This is a genomic window from Pseudomonas sp. IT-P100 (assembly GCF_949767185.1).
Lineage (GTDB): Bacteria > Pseudomonadota > Gammaproteobacteria > Pseudomonadales > Pseudomonadaceae > Aquipseudomonas > Aquipseudomonas fluorescens_B.
Map to the genome: position 1 here is coordinate 94,426 of NZ_CATKQK010000003.1, position 14,026 is coordinate 108,451.

The following is a 14,026-nucleotide window of genomic DNA, read 5'->3' on the forward strand; positions in this document are numbered from 1 at the left end:
CCGACTGATGGCAGGGAATAAAAACAATGAAGCCCGCACGTTCTACACCTTACGAATCACTGTTTTCACTGGCCGCCGCATTGAGTCTGCCCATGGTCGCCCCCAGCGCCATGGCCGACTTCATCGACGACAGCAAGGCCCGTATTGAAATGCGCAACCACTACATCAATCGCGATTTCCGTCAGGACAACGCGCCTCAATCCAAGGCTGAAGAATGGGCGCAAGGGTTCACCGCGCGCATCGAGTCCGGGTTCACCGATGGCACCTTCGGCTTCGGTCTCGACGCGCTGGGGGAACTGGGGTTGAAACTCGACTCCAGCCCGGATCGCCGGGGCACCGGTCTGCTGCCCTTCGGCCCGAACAGCCATGAACCGGCGGACGAGTTCAGCGAACTGGGGCTCACCGGCAAGCTGCGGGTATCCAAGAGCGTGTTGAAGCTCGGCACCCTGCAACCCTTGCTGCCGGTGGTGACCTACAACGACACCCGTCTGCTGGGCTCGACCTTTGAGGGCGGTTTGCTGACCAGCCAGGAGATCACCGGCCTGACCGTGAATACCGGGCGCCTCACCAAGGCGAACCTGCGGGATTCCTCCAGCAACGATGACATCGGTTACGGCGCCGCCAGCAGCGATCACTTCGACTTTGCCGGCGGCAGCTACGCGTTCAGTCCGCAACTGAACCTGAGCTACTACTACGGCAAGCTTGAGCAGATTTATCGCCAGCAGTTCGTCGGGCTGGTGCATACCCAGCCGCTGGGCAATGGTTTCAACCTGCGCAGTGACCTGCGCTATTTCGACAGCCGCGGCGACGGCGCCGAGCGGGCCGGGCGTATCGACAACCGCAATTTCAACAGCATGTTCACCGTGTCCCACGGTGCCCACAAAGTCAGTGCCACGTACCAGCAGTTGTCCGGCGACAGTGCTTTTCCATTCCTCAACGGCGGCGATCCGTACGTGGTCAACCTGGTGACCTACAACACCTACACCCGCGCCGACGAAGACTCCTGGCAGCTGCGTTACGACTATGACTTCGCCGCGCAAGGCATCCCCGGCCTGACCTTCATGACCCGCTACACCGACGGCCGCCACGTCAAGGCCGGTGCCGTCGACAACGGCCGCGAACGCGAGCGCGACACCGACATCAGTTACGTCATCCAGAGCGGCCCGTTCAAGGACGTCAGCCTGCGCTGGCGCAACGTGACCTTCCGTTCCGGCAATGGCTTGAGCACCGCCCTCGATGAAAACCGGCTGATCGTCGGCTACACCGTGGCGCTTTGGTAATGCCTGAAAGGGCGCGGTCACGGCTGCGCCAGACTTTTTCTTAACCCGGAGGAATCGTGATGCCTCACGCCCCTACCCTGCAAAGTTTCATCGCCGGTCGCTGGATCGGCCAACACGGTGCCCAGGTGCTGCGCAGTGCCATCGACGGCCACGAGATCGCACGCACCCACGAAGAGCGTCCGGACTTCGCCGAAGCCATCGAGCACGGTCGGCGCCAGGGCGTCAGCGGGTTGATGGCGCTGGATTTCCAGCAACGCGCCCAGCGTCTCAAGGCATTGGCCTTGTACCTGAGCGAACGCAAGGAACAGCTTTACGCGATCTCCCACCACAGCGGCGCCACCCGCGCCGACAGCTGGATCGACATCGAAGGCGGCAACAGCACGCTGTTCACCTACGCCAGCCTCGGTTCGCGGGAACTGCCGTCGGGCAACATCGTCCACGAAGGCCCGGCGCTGCAACTCAGCAAACTGGGCACCTTCGCCGGCACGCATATTCTGGTGCCACGTGGCGGCCTGGCAGTGCACATCAATGCCTTCAACTTCCCGATCTGGGGCATGCTGGAAAAGTTCGCGCCGAGTTTTCTCGCCGGCATGCCGTGCATCGTCAAGCCGGCCAGCGCCACCAGCTACCTGACCGAAGCCGTTGTGCGCCTGATGGACGAATCCGGTTTGCTGCCGGCCGGCAGCCTGCAATTGATCATCGGCGGCACCGGTGATCTGCTCGACCGCCTGCAAGGCCAGGACGTGGTGACCTTCACCGGTTCGGCCGACACCGCGGCCAAGCTGCGGGTCAACCCGAACCTGATCCGCAACTCGGTGCCGTTCAACGCCGAAGCCGACTCGCTGAACTGCGCGATCCTCGCCCCGGACGTCACCCCGGACGATGAAGAATTCGAACTGTTCATCAAGGAAGTCGCCCGGGAAATGACCACCAAGGCCGGGCAGAAATGCACCGCCATCCGCCGTGCGATTGTGCCAGCCAGACACATCGATGCAGTCGCCAGCCGTTTGCGCGATCGCCTGAAGAAAGTCGTGGTCGGCGACCCGTCGGTGGAAGGCGTGCGCATGGGTGCGCTGGCCTCTCACGATCAGCAAAAAGACGTCGCCGAACGCCTGGAAAGCTTGCTGCAAAGCAGCGATATGCTGTTCGGCGCCCGCGACGGTTTCGAACCGCGTGGCGAAAACGTCAACCAGGGCGCGTTCTTCGCACCGACCCTGTTGCAGGCCCGCGATCCGCACGCCGAGGGTGGCGCCCACGACATCGAAGCGTTCGGCCCGGTCAGCACCTTGATGGCCTATGACGATCTGGATGAAGCACTGGTTTTGGCCGCTCGCGGCAAAGGCAGCCTGGTGGCCAGCTTGATCACCAAGGACCCGAAGATTGCCGCCAAAGCCATCCCGGTCGCGGCCGCCTGGCACGGGCGCTTGCTGGTGCTGGATCGCGAATCCGCCGCCGAATCCACCGGCCACGGCTCGCCCCTGCCGCAACTCAAACATGGCGGCCCGGGCCGTGCCGGCGGCGGTGAAGAGCTCGGTGGCCTGCGCGCGGTGAAACACTACTTGCAACGCGCCGCGGTGCAAGGCTCGCCGACCATGCTCGCTGCGGTCACCGGCGAATACGTGCGTGGCGCCAAGGTTATCGAAACCGACGTGCATCCGTTCCGCCGGTTCTTCCAGGATTTGCAGATTGGCGAGTCGCTGCTGACCCACCGCCGTACCGTGACCGAGGCCGATCTGGTGAACTTCGGTTGCCTGTCCGGCGATCATTTCTACATGCACTTCGACGAGATCGCAGCCAAGGAATCGCAATTCGGTAAACGCATCGCTCATGGTTACTTTGTGCTGTCAGCGGCGGCCGGGCTGTTCGTATCGCCGGCGCCGGGGCCGGTATTGGCCAACTATGGTCTGGATACGTTGCGTTTCATCAACCCGGTGGGGATTGGCGACACGATCCAGGCGCGCCTGACGTGCAAGCGCAAAATCGATCAGGGGAAAAAGAGCCCTCAGGGCATTCCGCAGGGTGTGGTGGCGTGGGACGTGGAAGTCACCAACCAACTGGGTGAACTGGTCGCCAGTTACGACATCCTCACCTTGGTCGTCAAGCGCGAGGATTGACGCAACCCTGTAGCTGGCTTGCCGGCGATGACGACCTGAGGATCAATGCAAATCCAAAGGCCGCATCGTCGGCAAGCCCGCTCCGACAGTGGCTTTCAGTGAACGCCCGTTTCACGCGGTACATCGATCAATGACTGTAACCGAACCACTGCGCGCTCAAGCCCAAGCGCTGGAACACGAAAGGACCGAGGTTCTGGTCGCTGAACAGGGCGCTATTGTTCATTGCCTTCTTCACGGACATGCCCGCCCCCCTTCCTCTTAAATAAGTACCTGACGGTCGGTATCAAAAATAAATTGCCGCGAAATATTACATACGTCATATTACGAGCATAATTAAACGCCGATTTCCACAGGTAATCCTCTATGACCAGCATGCCCAGCCTTGAACCCGACGTCGCTGTTGCGGTGAGCACGCACAAGCCTCCCCTGCTCAAGCGCCTGATCCTGCTGACGCTGGCCATTGCTGCCCTGGTATTTGCAGGCCTTTACGCCGCCCACTGGTGGACCGCCGGGCGTTTCATCGAAGAAACCGACGACGCCTACATTGGCGGCGACGTGACCGTGATCGGGCCGAAGGTCGCGGGTTACATCGAAGAAGTGCTGGTCACCGACAACCAGAAAGTGCAGGCCGGCGACGTGCTGATCCGCCTCGATTCCCGTGACTACCGCGCCCACCTGGCCAAGGCCGAAGGCGCGGTCGCCGCCGAAGAAGCCTTGCTCGCCAACCTCGACGCCACCGAACAACTGCAACAGGCGGTGATCGGCCAGGCCCGTGCCGGGATTGCTGCCACGGGCGCCGAAACGGCCCGCTCCCGGGATGACGACGTGCGCTACAAAAAACTGGTCGGCAGCAACGCTGTCTCGGTAGAAAGCGCCCAACGCGCCAACGCCACCTTCAAGACCGCCCAGGCACTCAGTGCCCGGGCCCAGGCCGAACTTCTGGCCGCGCAACGCCAACTGAATGTAATCGCCACGCAGAAACAACAAGCCCGTGCCGCGCTGATGCAGGCCCGCGCCGAGCGTGACCTGGCGCAGTTGAACGTCGGTTACACCGAACTGCGCGCGCCCATCGACGGCGTGATCGGCAACCGCCGGGCGCGGGTCGGCGCGTACGCACAGGCCGGTTCGCAACAGTTGTCGGTGGTGCCGGCGAGCGGGTTGTGGGTCGATGCCAACTTCAAGGAAGACCAACTGGCACACATGACGCCGGGTCAACGGGTGATCATTCATGCCGACGTGCTCTCGGGTCAGGTATTCCACGGTCATCTGGACAGTCTCGCGCCAGCCAGTGGCTCGCAATTCAGTGTGTTGCCTCCGGAAAACGCCACCGGCAACTTCACCAAGATCGTGCAACGGGTGCCGGTGCGGATCGTGCTCGATCCGGCCGATGGCGTGCTCGGTCATCTGCGTCCGGGCCTGTCGGTCACTGCTGAAGTGGACACGCGCAAGGAGCCTGAAACCCCTGCCGTGGCCCGCGCACCATGAGCCGCGCCCTCGCCGCCCCTGCGCAACCGTTCAACGCCGCCAGCATGGCGACGGCAACCAAGGTGTTGGCCTTCGCCAGCATGTGCATCGGCATGTTCATTGCGCTGCTGGATATCCAGATCGTCTCCGCGTCATTGCGCGATATCGGCGGCGGACTGTCGGCGGGCACCGACGAAACGGCGTGGGTGCAGACCAGTTACCTGATCGCAGAAATCATCGTGATTCCACTGTCCGGCTGGCTCTCGCGAGTGTTCTCGACACGCTGGCTGTTCTGCGCTTCCGCGGTGGGTTTCACCCTGGCCAGCCTGCTCTGCGGCGCGGCCTGGAATATCCAGAGCATGATCGCCTTCCGCGCGTTGCAAGGTTTTCTGGGCGGCTCGATGATCCCGCTGGTGTTTACCACGGCGTTCTTTTTCTTCACTGGCAAACAACGGGTGATCGCCGCCGCGACCATCGGTGCGGTGGCGTCATTGGCGCCGACATTGGGCCCGGTGATCGGCGGCTGGATCACCGACATTTCGTCCTGGCACTGGCTGTTCTACATCAACCTGGTGCCGGGGATTTTCGTCGCGGTGGCGGTGCCGATGCTGGTGAAGATCGATCAGCCGGAACTGTCGCTGCTCAAGGGCGCCGACTATCTGAGCATGGTGTTCCTGGCGCTGTTCCTTGGTTGCCTTGAATACACCCTCGAAGAAGGCCCGCGCTGGAACTGGTTCAGTGACCGCACGATTCTGACCACCGCATGGATCAGTGGCCTGGCCGGTCTGGCGTTCATTGGTCGAACCTTGCACGTGGCCAATCCGATCGTCGATTTACGCGCCCTCAAAGACCGCAACTTTGCCCTCGGCTGCTTCTTCTCATTCGTCACCGGGATCGGCCTGTTCGCCACGATTTACCTGACGCCGCTGTTTCTCGGCCGAGTGCGTGGCTACGGCGCGCTGGACATTGGTCTGGCGGTTTTCTCCACCGGGGTGTTCCAGATCATGGCGATTCCGCTGTACGCCTTTCTGGCCAACCGCATCGATCTGCGCTGGATCATGATGACCGGCCTCGGGTTGTTTGCGTTATCGATGTGGGACTTCAGCCCGATCACCCATGACTGGGGGGCGAAAGAATTGATGTTGCCGCAAGCCCTGCGCGGGATTGCCCAGCAACTGGCAGTACCGCCCGCAGTCACCCTGACACTCGGTGGACTGGCGCCGGCCCGGCTCAAACACGCTTCAGGACTGTTCAACCTGATGCGCAACCTCGGCGGCGCCATTGGCATCGCCGCGTGTGCAACCATCCTCAATGACCGGACCAACCTGCATTTCACCCGCCTGGCGGAAAACCTCAACAGCACCAACGAAGCGCTGAATCAGTGGCTGTCCCAGGTCGGCAACAACTTCGCCACCCTCGGCCAGAGCGGTGACGTGGGCATCACCGCCAGCCTGCGCCAGTTATGGCTGCTGACCTACCGCGAAGCGCAGACGCAAACCTACGGCGACGCGTTCCTGATGATCGGCGCTTGCTTCGTCATCGCCACGGCGATGGTGCCCTTGATGCGCAAGGTGCAACCACCGGCCGCGCCGAGTGCGGATGGTCATTGAGTCGTGTGGGTTACATCTGTCAGCAACGCTTTATCAGGACTCGTCTGCCATCGCAGGCCAGTAGCTGGACAGACTGAGAACATCCGGCCTGCTAACATGAACATGCTGCACCTGCGCCGTCGAAGTTGCCTCCTGATTATGATTATTTACAATTCGGGCGCGTACGGGCTCCCTATGCATAACAGTCAACTTAGTTCCAGGCACAAAAGGTAACTCCACGTCGAGCGCTTCTGCCGGCACGTCCCCGCGTAGTTCATGAAAATGAATGATTTCTCCCTCAGGCGATTTCAACATGATCGATATATACACAGAACTGAAATACGCATGAGGGCGAACAGCATGCATCACCAGACGAATATTCCCCGCCCAGGTATTCATTTCCATGTCAGCTACACTATGCCCGCCAAGTCCTTCAAGACGCCATGTAAAACGAGTACCGGAAATTGTTTGATTGACCGGTGCAGGGTGGAATTCAAGCGTGCGATAGCGCTCAAACAGCTGACTTTTAATCGGCTCCGCAAATGTATTGATCGCTCGACGAAAGTCCTGTTTGATCGGATGCCCATCGTGCAGAGCAAGATGTGGAAGCCGTGCAAAAATCGCCGTATTCTTATCAATTTCAAGCCTTAAATTTTCGCCCGCATCGGTCCCATAACTGATATTCACTAGCCCCTGATTGGTTATCTTCAATGTATTGTTTTCAATGTTTTCAATCACCGCCGATGCCGAACTATTAGAGACGGACATACGACTGGATTCCTTATGAAATAATTCGATAACATACCCCATTGCAATTGGAACTTCCACAGAGAACAATTCCGTGTACTGGCCCTGCATTTCACGAGAAAAAACAACATCCCCCTGTTCATCCTTTACTATGACTCGGGCATACACAGCCTCCTTGAAATAGACGTGTGGTCTTGAGTAAACAACATCCATCAAAAGGCACCCAGTCGAAACATTTATGCCAATTTTACAAAAAATGCCAGCCAAGCCTCCGAGGAATATGGTTTGATCCGCCAAACCACTTGCATAAGATTTTCTGTAAACACAGTTAAATACACCACCCGCTTGGGTTACTGCTACATAACAGCTAACGGGCTGATATTCGCCATCTTCAGCAGACGGCAACTCCACGACATAAAGCCCCAACGGCAACTTTTCTACGAAAATTGTTGCATTCTCTATTTTTACAACCCTCGCCGCTCCCCGCCCATCGCTCAATAAAAACGACTTACCATTCAGTTCATTATAAACATCAGGTTCAAAAACAAATGACATGTCAGCTGTCAACCCTGTAACGCTGAGCTGCTTACAGCTGACCAGGTCCAGAGGACTTCTCAGCCCCAGCTGCGCCTGAACAGGTTTGAGATGATTTTGCTGAACAAGTCGATAAACAGGGTAAAAAGGTATGGCGTTACTATATGCATTCTCAATCATCTGTCGCGGAGTCAGTGACACTTTTGCAAATGACATAAACTCGGAAACATTGACATTGGCCACATCGATGGCGACAGCACTCAATAAATCCATCGCAAGGTAATTCTCTGGTTTAAACCCGGCACCATTACTCAAGCGACGATAGCGCCGGTAAAACTCGATAATACCTTGCTCGCCAGTACGATCGAATATCAACAACAAGAAAAATAAAATCGCACTCAAATCCCCGCCAACCGTACCCGAATCAAAGTGCTCCCTGAGTAACCCGTAAAGACGTTCCTCACCGCTGGCGTATAACCATCCAACTTTATAGTAATCCTCCCCCAACACCTTTTTCTGATAGTGCGCAGCCAGAACGTTATTCCAAACTTCCCGGAGATAGACGGTACTATAATTCGCGAACATCCCCTCGTACCCATGACCTATTTCATGAATACTTCCCCAATTGGAACCCTTGATATTCAGCCAAAAATTCGCGACAGAATCAGAGGATTGAGCAGTCCATGCGTGTCCATAATAGGCCGCACCACGTCCTGACTTATCGGCCTTCATAAAAAAACGATTAGGTATGTTTTTGTCGGTAAGCGCGACCGGATTGAATGAGAGGCCCGCCAGGTAATTGAAGTACTCGAAAATGCCGTCATAGTAATCGACCAGACTCTTCAACCCGGTTGCCTGATGCAATGCTTTCAAGGTGTCTTTATCTTTAGCTGGAATAAGAATCTTCGCGCAAGCAGAGTCAACCACTGCGTATTCGGCTTCCTGGGAATCCCAATCCTGAAAAAAAAGATCGGCATCATACGCCACACTATAAAAAGGAAGACACTTTAAATCACCAAGCACCTCCACTTCAATATTGACGATTTCACCTCCTTTTTCGGTATATGGAGTAGAAAAAAATGGGACAGATACGTAACTTACATAAACTTCCGCCCACTCAGTAGTTATCTCGTAATGAGCTTCAGTTTTAGAGTCATCGTTCAAACAGTTCAACGTTACGCCGCTGTTTGACGCCGGGAATGTTTGCCGAAATCGCATCTTCCCCCCTGCCAGAACGATTATCATCAAGGGGGATCGATCGTGATAGATACCTTTACTTAAACCCGAGTCAAGCAACCAGCCAGGTCTTTCAAGGCAGCAAATCTCATAGAGACGAGATTTGAAATCTACGCGGGTCATAATCATTCCTTCGACAGTGCAGTAATGGACGTCGAAGGAATACTAAAACTGGCAGACAAGCCTGAGTAACTGTCACAATTAACAGCTAACTAGATCTTTTCCACATAAGCCGGCCGAATAAAATAATTAACCAGTAAAGCAAATTGTAGCGACACCCTGACCGCGGCCAGTGGACCTTGATGCGCAAGGAATAACCACCGGCGGCGCCGTCAGCGGACGCTCATTGATCAGGCTTGAGGCGTCTTGCGGAAACCGACAGCCAGGCGATTCCAGCTGTTGATGGTGGAAATCGCCACGGTCAGGTCGACCATTTCCTTGGGGCTGAACTGCGACGCAACCACTTCGTAGTCTTCATCCGGGGCGTGGGTCAGGCTCAGTTGGGTCAGGGATTCGGTCCAGAGCAGCGCCGCGCGTTCGCGATCGGTGAAGAACGGTGCCTCGCGCCAGGCCGTTACGGCGAACAGGCGACGTGGGGTTTCCCCGCCCTTGATGGCATCGGCGGTGTGCATGTCGATGCAGAAGGCGCAGCCGTTGATCTGCGACGCACGCAGCTTGACCAGTTCGATCAGGTTCTTTTCCAGCGGCAGCTTCGATACAGCGGTTTCCAGGGCAATCATGGCTTTCAGTGCATCAGGGGAAGCGGTGTAGAAATCGGTACGAGCTTTCATGTCGGGCTCCAGGAGCAAGTGAGGGTGGAGCTACGTTAATCCCGCAGGCCGGCTGCTCAAATAGCCAATATTCCAGAAGTCGAGGAGGCCACCGGCCTGGCCACCGCAGGCTGCGCCTACAAATAAGCAGCGTTCGCTCAACTCCCATAAAAAATAAAGTCTGTCAGGCTGATTGCCAGCACTCGGTCCACGCCACTAGAATGCGATCAATTCTTAATTGCAATCAGGCCCGGACGCCCGAAACGAGTATCTGCCCCCCATGTCGTCAGCCGACCAGCCTTCGAACCAGCACATCCACACCCTCTACAGCGAACACCACGGTTGGCTTCAGGGATGGCTGCATCGAAAACTCGGTAACCGCTGCGACGCGGCCGACCTGGCCCACGATACCTTCCTGCGCCTGTTGACCCGACAAGCCGTCAAACCCTTTGGGAGCGAGCCTCGTGCCTTGCTGACGCACATCGCCAAGGGACTGGTGATTGACCGCTGGCGACGCCAGGACATCGAGCGCGCCTATCTGGAAACCATCGCTCAACTGCCGGTCGCCGAAGTGCCGTCGCCGGAAACCCGCCTGCTGATTCTCGAAACCCTGATGCGCATCGAAGCGCTGTTGCGCGAATTGCCGGCGATCACTCGCGAGACCTTTATGCTGTCGCAGATCGAGGGGTTGACCTATGTGCAGATCGCCTCACGCCTGAGTGTGTCGCTGATCACCGTCAAACGGCACATGCGTGCCGCGTTCATTGCCTGCCTGAGTGTCGCCTGATGAATTCGACGATGATCAACCCGCAGATTCTCGGCGAAGCCGCCGACTGGCTGGTGCAGTTGCATTCAGGGACCGCAACGCCGTCCGACCATCAGGCCATTGCCCATTGGCGCAGCCGCAGTGCCGAGCATGCCCAGGCCTGGCTGCGGGCCGAAGCGCTGCTCGGCGAGTTTCGCAGCGTTCCGGCCAATCTCGCCATCCAGACCCTGCAACGGGCTTCGCGCAAAGAAGGCCTCAGCCGTCGCCAGACCCTCACGCGCGTGGGCTTGTTCCTGATGGCCGGCCCCTTGGGCTTCGCCTCGCAACATATGCCCTGGCAGCAATGGACGGCCGATCAGCGGACCGCCGTGGGCGAACAGAAACGCCTGCAACTGCCTGACGGCAGCGAGGTGCTGCTCAACACGGAAAGTGCCGTCAACATTGCCTCCAACGGGCTTGAGCGGCGCGTCATGTTGCTGGATGGCGAAGCGTTGATCAGCGCCGCGAGGGATTCAGGTGCACGGCCGTTTATCGTGGAAACCCCGCAATGCATAACCCGCGCGTCGGGTGCCCGGTTTTGCGTGCGGATCCATGGTTCGCGCAGCCAGGTGTCCGTGCTCGAAGGGCTCGTGGAGGTCACGCCGCTGTTGGTTTCACAGGGCGCCACCCTCAAGGCTGGTGAACGCCAGAGCTTCAGGCTCGACCGGTTCGACCCGGTGGAACGTTTCGACACCAGCGCCCTGGCCTGGGACCAGGGCATGTTGCTGGCGAACAATATGCGCCTGGATGAGTTGCTTGGTGAGTTGGGTCGCTACCGTCCCGGCGTGTTGCGCTGCCATGCGGATGTCGCCGGGCTGCGAGTGTCGGGCGCGTTCTCCCTGCGTGACACTGACGCCAGCCTGCGTCTGCTCAGCGATACGCTGCCGCTGAAAATCAGCAGCCTGACCCGCTATTGGTTGTCGGTCGAACCGCGGGTCTGAAGGCACCGCCATTTTCTTTCACTGCTCCCTGATACCTTTCCGCGTTTCGTTCGGTGTGTGGATAGACCCTTTCAATTCCACGCGCTCGACAGGAACGCCGAATGACTTCAACGCCATTGCACCGCCCCGCCGATTTCCCGCTCAAGGCCCTGAGCCTGAGCATTGCCCTGGCCTTTAGCGCGTTGATGCCCGTGTCCAGCCAGGCCGCCGACGCCATCCATGAAAATACCAGCCGCAACGTCAACATCGGACCGGGGTTGCTCAGTCAGACGCTGGCGCAATTCGCCGTGGCGACCGGGGTGCCGCTGTCGTTCGATCCGGCACAACTGGGCGATCGCCAGAGTCCGGGATTGCAGGGCAACTACAGCGTGCAATCGGGCTTCGCGCAATTGCTTGAGGGCAGTGGTTTCGAGCTGATCAGCACGGAAGGGAACGGTTACACCGTGGCGCCGCGAATCGCCATCGACGGCGCGCTGGAACTGGGCGCTACCAACGTCAGCGCCATGAGCGACGACAACGCTGACACCTACGGCGGCGGCCAGGTCGCCAGGGTGGCGCAGGTCGGCATGCTCGGTAATCAGGCCGTGAAAGACTTGCCCTTCAGCGTCACCAGTTACACCGCCAGGACCATCGCCGACCAGCAAGCGCAGACCGTGGGCGATGTGTTGCTCAATGATGCCTCTGTGCGCCAGTCCGCCGGGTTTGGCAACTTCTCCCAGGTGTTCATGATCCGCGGTTTGCCGCTGCTGTCCGATGACATTTCCTATAACGGTCTTTACGGCATCTTGCCCCGGCAGATCATCGCCACCGAAGCCCTTGAACGGGTCGAGTTGTTCAAAGGACCGAATGCTTTCGTGAATGGTGTCACGCCCAGCGGCAGCGGGATTGGCGGTGGCGTCAACCTGCAACCCAAACGCGCCAGCGATGTGCCGACCCGCAGCGTCACCCTCGATTACAGTGACGATGGCCGAGTGGGTGGGCATCTGGACCTGGGCCGGCGCTTTGGCGAAGACAACCGCTTCGGAGCCCGGGTCAACCTGCTGCAACGCGAAGGCGCCACCGCCGTCGATGACGAAGACCGTCGCTCGTCGCTGATCAGCGTCGGCCTGGACTATCGCGGCGATCGCCTGCGTGTGTCCACGGACCTGGGCTACCAGAAACAGGTGATCAATCAAGGTCGTTCGGTGGTGTACGTCGACTCGTCCTTGCTGAAAGCGCCCAAGGTACCGGACGCCAACGCCGGTTATGCGCAGAGCTGGAGCTATTCGCAACTGGAGGACACCTTCGGCATGGCCCGCGCCGAATACGACCTCAGCGACAGCTGGACAGCCTACGTCTCCGGTGGCGCCAAACACACCCGGGAAAACGGCGTGTATTCATCGCTGACCGTCACCGACCTCAACGGCAATGCCCGGGGCGGCATGCTGTACTCGCCACACGACGAGGACAACAAAAGCCTGATGACCGGCCTCAACGGCCACTTGTACACGGGGTCGATCAGTCATCAATTGAACCTGGGCCTCGCGGGTATCTGGGGCCAGCAACGCTCGGCGTTCGAAACCATAGGTGCCGCCAGGCGCTACAGCACCAACCTCTACGACGTCACCGATAAACCGCGCCCAAGCCCCACATCATTCGCCAGCGACATTCACGATCCGCGCATCGTCGGAAAGAACACCCTGCGCAGCGCGGCGGTGTCCGACACCCTGGGCTTCATCGACGATCGCGTCTTGCTCACCCTAGGCCTACGGCGCCAGACACTGAACGTCGACGGCTGGAACACCACCACCGGCGCGCGCACTTCAAGCTATGAAGAGTCGATCACCACGCCGGTCTACGGGCTGGTGATCAAGCCGTGGGAACACGTTTCGTTTTATGCCAACCGCATCGAAGGCCTGGCCAAGGGCCCGACGCCGCCGACCACCGCACTCAACCGCGACGAAACCTTCGCCCCGGTGCGCAGCAAGCAAATCGAAGCCGGCGTGCGCCTGGACATGGACACTTATGGCGCGAGCCTGGGCGTGTACCGCATCGAACAGCCCTCGAGCTACACCCAGAACGGCCTCTTTCGGGTCGACGGCCAGCAGCAAAACAAAGGCGTGGAATTGAACATATACGGCGAACCGCTCGACGGTCTGCGCCTGCTGAGCGGTGCGACGCTGATGAAGACCGTGATCGAAGGCAGCACCAACGGTATCAACGACGGCAACCGCGCGGTCGGCGTGCCACGCTTTCAACTCAACGTCGGGGCCGACTGGGACGTGCCGGGAATCGAAGGCGCGGCGCTCAGTGCACGGATGTTGCGCACGGGTGGGCAATACCTGAATGCTGCCAACACTCAGAGCATTCCAGCGTGGAACCGCTTTGATGTCGGGTCGCGGTATGCGTTCAGGCTTGATGAGAAGGAAATCACCTTGCGCGCCAACCTGGAGAACGTAGCGAACAAGGCGTATTGGGCGTCGGCAAACGGTGGGTATCTGACGCAGGGAACGCCCAGGACGTTGAAGGTGTCGGCGACGGTGGATTTCTGATCTGAGTCAGGCGGT

At 58.9% G+C, this 14,026-nt stretch carries 9 protein-coding genes; 7 read left to right on the forward strand and 2 right to left on the reverse strand.

Annotation, left to right across the window (positions count from 1 at the left end):
• Positions 1 to 26 precede the first annotated feature (26 nt).
• From ACM6IQ_RS02505 to ACM6IQ_RS02520, 4 genes are all read left to right on the forward strand, one after another.
• The gene (locus tag ACM6IQ_RS02505) at positions 27 to 1,280 is read left to right on the forward strand and encodes an OprD family porin (protein WP_414878010.1); all 1,254 of its coding nucleotides are present in this window, start codon (positions 27 to 29) and stop codon (positions 1,278 to 1,280) included.
• Positions 1,281 to 1,339: 59 nt separating this feature from the next.
• Positions 1,340 to 3,394, forward strand: a complete 2,055-nt coding sequence (paaZ, locus tag ACM6IQ_RS02510) for a phenylacetic acid degradation bifunctional protein PaaZ (protein WP_414878011.1) — start codon at positions 1,340 to 1,342, stop codon at positions 3,392 to 3,394.
• A 363-nt stretch (positions 3,395 to 3,757) separates the two neighbouring features.
• Positions 3,758 to 4,879 carry an HlyD family secretion protein gene (locus ACM6IQ_RS02515; protein WP_414878012.1) on the forward strand — a complete coding sequence of 374 codons (1,122 nt, stop codon included), beginning with the start codon at positions 3,758 to 3,760 and terminating at the stop codon, positions 4,877 to 4,879.
• Entirely contained in the window at positions 4,876 to 6,468 is a 1,593-nt protein-coding gene (locus tag ACM6IQ_RS02520; RefSeq protein WP_414878013.1) for a DHA2 family efflux MFS transporter permease subunit, read from the forward strand. Before ACM6IQ_RS02515 ends, ACM6IQ_RS02520 begins: the two co-directional genes overlap by 4 nt.
• 33 nt (positions 6,469 to 6,501) lie before the next feature.
• Here the strand turns inward: ACM6IQ_RS02520 and ACM6IQ_RS02525 are convergent, their stop codons facing one another.
• Complete coding sequence (locus tag ACM6IQ_RS02525; RefSeq protein WP_414878014.1) at positions 6,502 to 9,087, reverse strand: putative mucin/carbohydrate-binding domain-containing protein; 2,586 nt, start codon at positions 9,085 to 9,087, stop codon at positions 6,502 to 6,504.
• Positions 9,088 to 9,314: 227 nt separating this feature from the next.
• On the reverse strand, positions 9,315 to 9,755 hold the full coding sequence (locus ACM6IQ_RS02530) for a carboxymuconolactone decarboxylase family protein (protein ID WP_017339756.1): 441 nt from the start codon (positions 9,753 to 9,755) through the stop codon (positions 9,315 to 9,317).
• 259 nt (positions 9,756 to 10,014) lie between these two features.
• On the opposite strand from ACM6IQ_RS02530, the gene ACM6IQ_RS02535 reads away from it, so the two are divergent.
• The 3 genes from ACM6IQ_RS02535 to ACM6IQ_RS02545 all read left to right on the forward strand — a co-directional run bounded on the left by ACM6IQ_RS02535 (position 10,015) and on the right by ACM6IQ_RS02545 (position 14,011).
• Entirely contained in the window at positions 10,015 to 10,521 is a 507-nt protein-coding gene (locus tag ACM6IQ_RS02535) for a sigma-70 family RNA polymerase sigma factor (RefSeq protein WP_017339757.1), read from the forward strand.
• Complete coding sequence (locus ACM6IQ_RS02540) at positions 10,521 to 11,480, forward strand: FecR domain-containing protein (protein ID WP_414878015.1); 960 nt, start codon at positions 10,521 to 10,523, stop codon at positions 11,478 to 11,480. Before ACM6IQ_RS02535 ends, ACM6IQ_RS02540 begins: the two co-directional genes overlap by 1 nt.
• A gap of 101 nt (positions 11,481 to 11,581) precedes the next feature.
• Positions 11,582 to 14,011 (forward strand): TonB-dependent siderophore receptor, encoded by a 2,430-nt coding sequence (locus ACM6IQ_RS02545; RefSeq protein WP_414878016.1) that lies wholly within the window; start codon positions 11,582 to 11,584, stop codon positions 14,009 to 14,011.
• Positions 14,012 to 14,026: the final 15 nt, after the last annotated feature.

Coding starts and splice junctions, on each gene's coding strand:
- ACM6IQ_RS02505 (WP_414878010.1), top strand. CDS start 27: ATGAAGCCCGCACGTTCTACACCTTACGAATCACTGTTTTCACTGGCC.
- paaZ (WP_414878011.1), top strand. CDS start 1,340: ATGCCTCACGCCCCTACCCTGCAAAGTTTCATCGCCGGTCGCTGGATC.
- ACM6IQ_RS02515 (WP_414878012.1), top strand. CDS start 3,758: ATGACCAGCATGCCCAGCCTTGAACCCGACGTCGCTGTTGCGGTGAGC.
- ACM6IQ_RS02520 (WP_414878013.1), top strand. CDS start 4,876: ATGAGCCGCGCCCTCGCCGCCCCTGCGCAACCGTTCAACGCCGCCAGC.
- ACM6IQ_RS02525 (WP_414878014.1), bottom strand. CDS start 9,087: ATGACCCGCGTAGATTTCAAATCTCGTCTCTATGAGATTTGCTGCCTT.
- ACM6IQ_RS02530 (WP_017339756.1), bottom strand. CDS start 9,755: ATGAAAGCTCGTACCGATTTCTACACCGCTTCCCCTGATGCACTGAAA.
- ACM6IQ_RS02535 (WP_017339757.1), top strand. CDS start 10,015: ATGTCGTCAGCCGACCAGCCTTCGAACCAGCACATCCACACCCTCTAC.
- ACM6IQ_RS02540 (WP_414878015.1), top strand. CDS start 10,521: ATGAATTCGACGATGATCAACCCGCAGATTCTCGGCGAAGCCGCCGAC.
- ACM6IQ_RS02545 (WP_414878016.1), top strand. CDS start 11,582: ATGACTTCAACGCCATTGCACCGCCCCGCCGATTTCCCGCTCAAGGCC.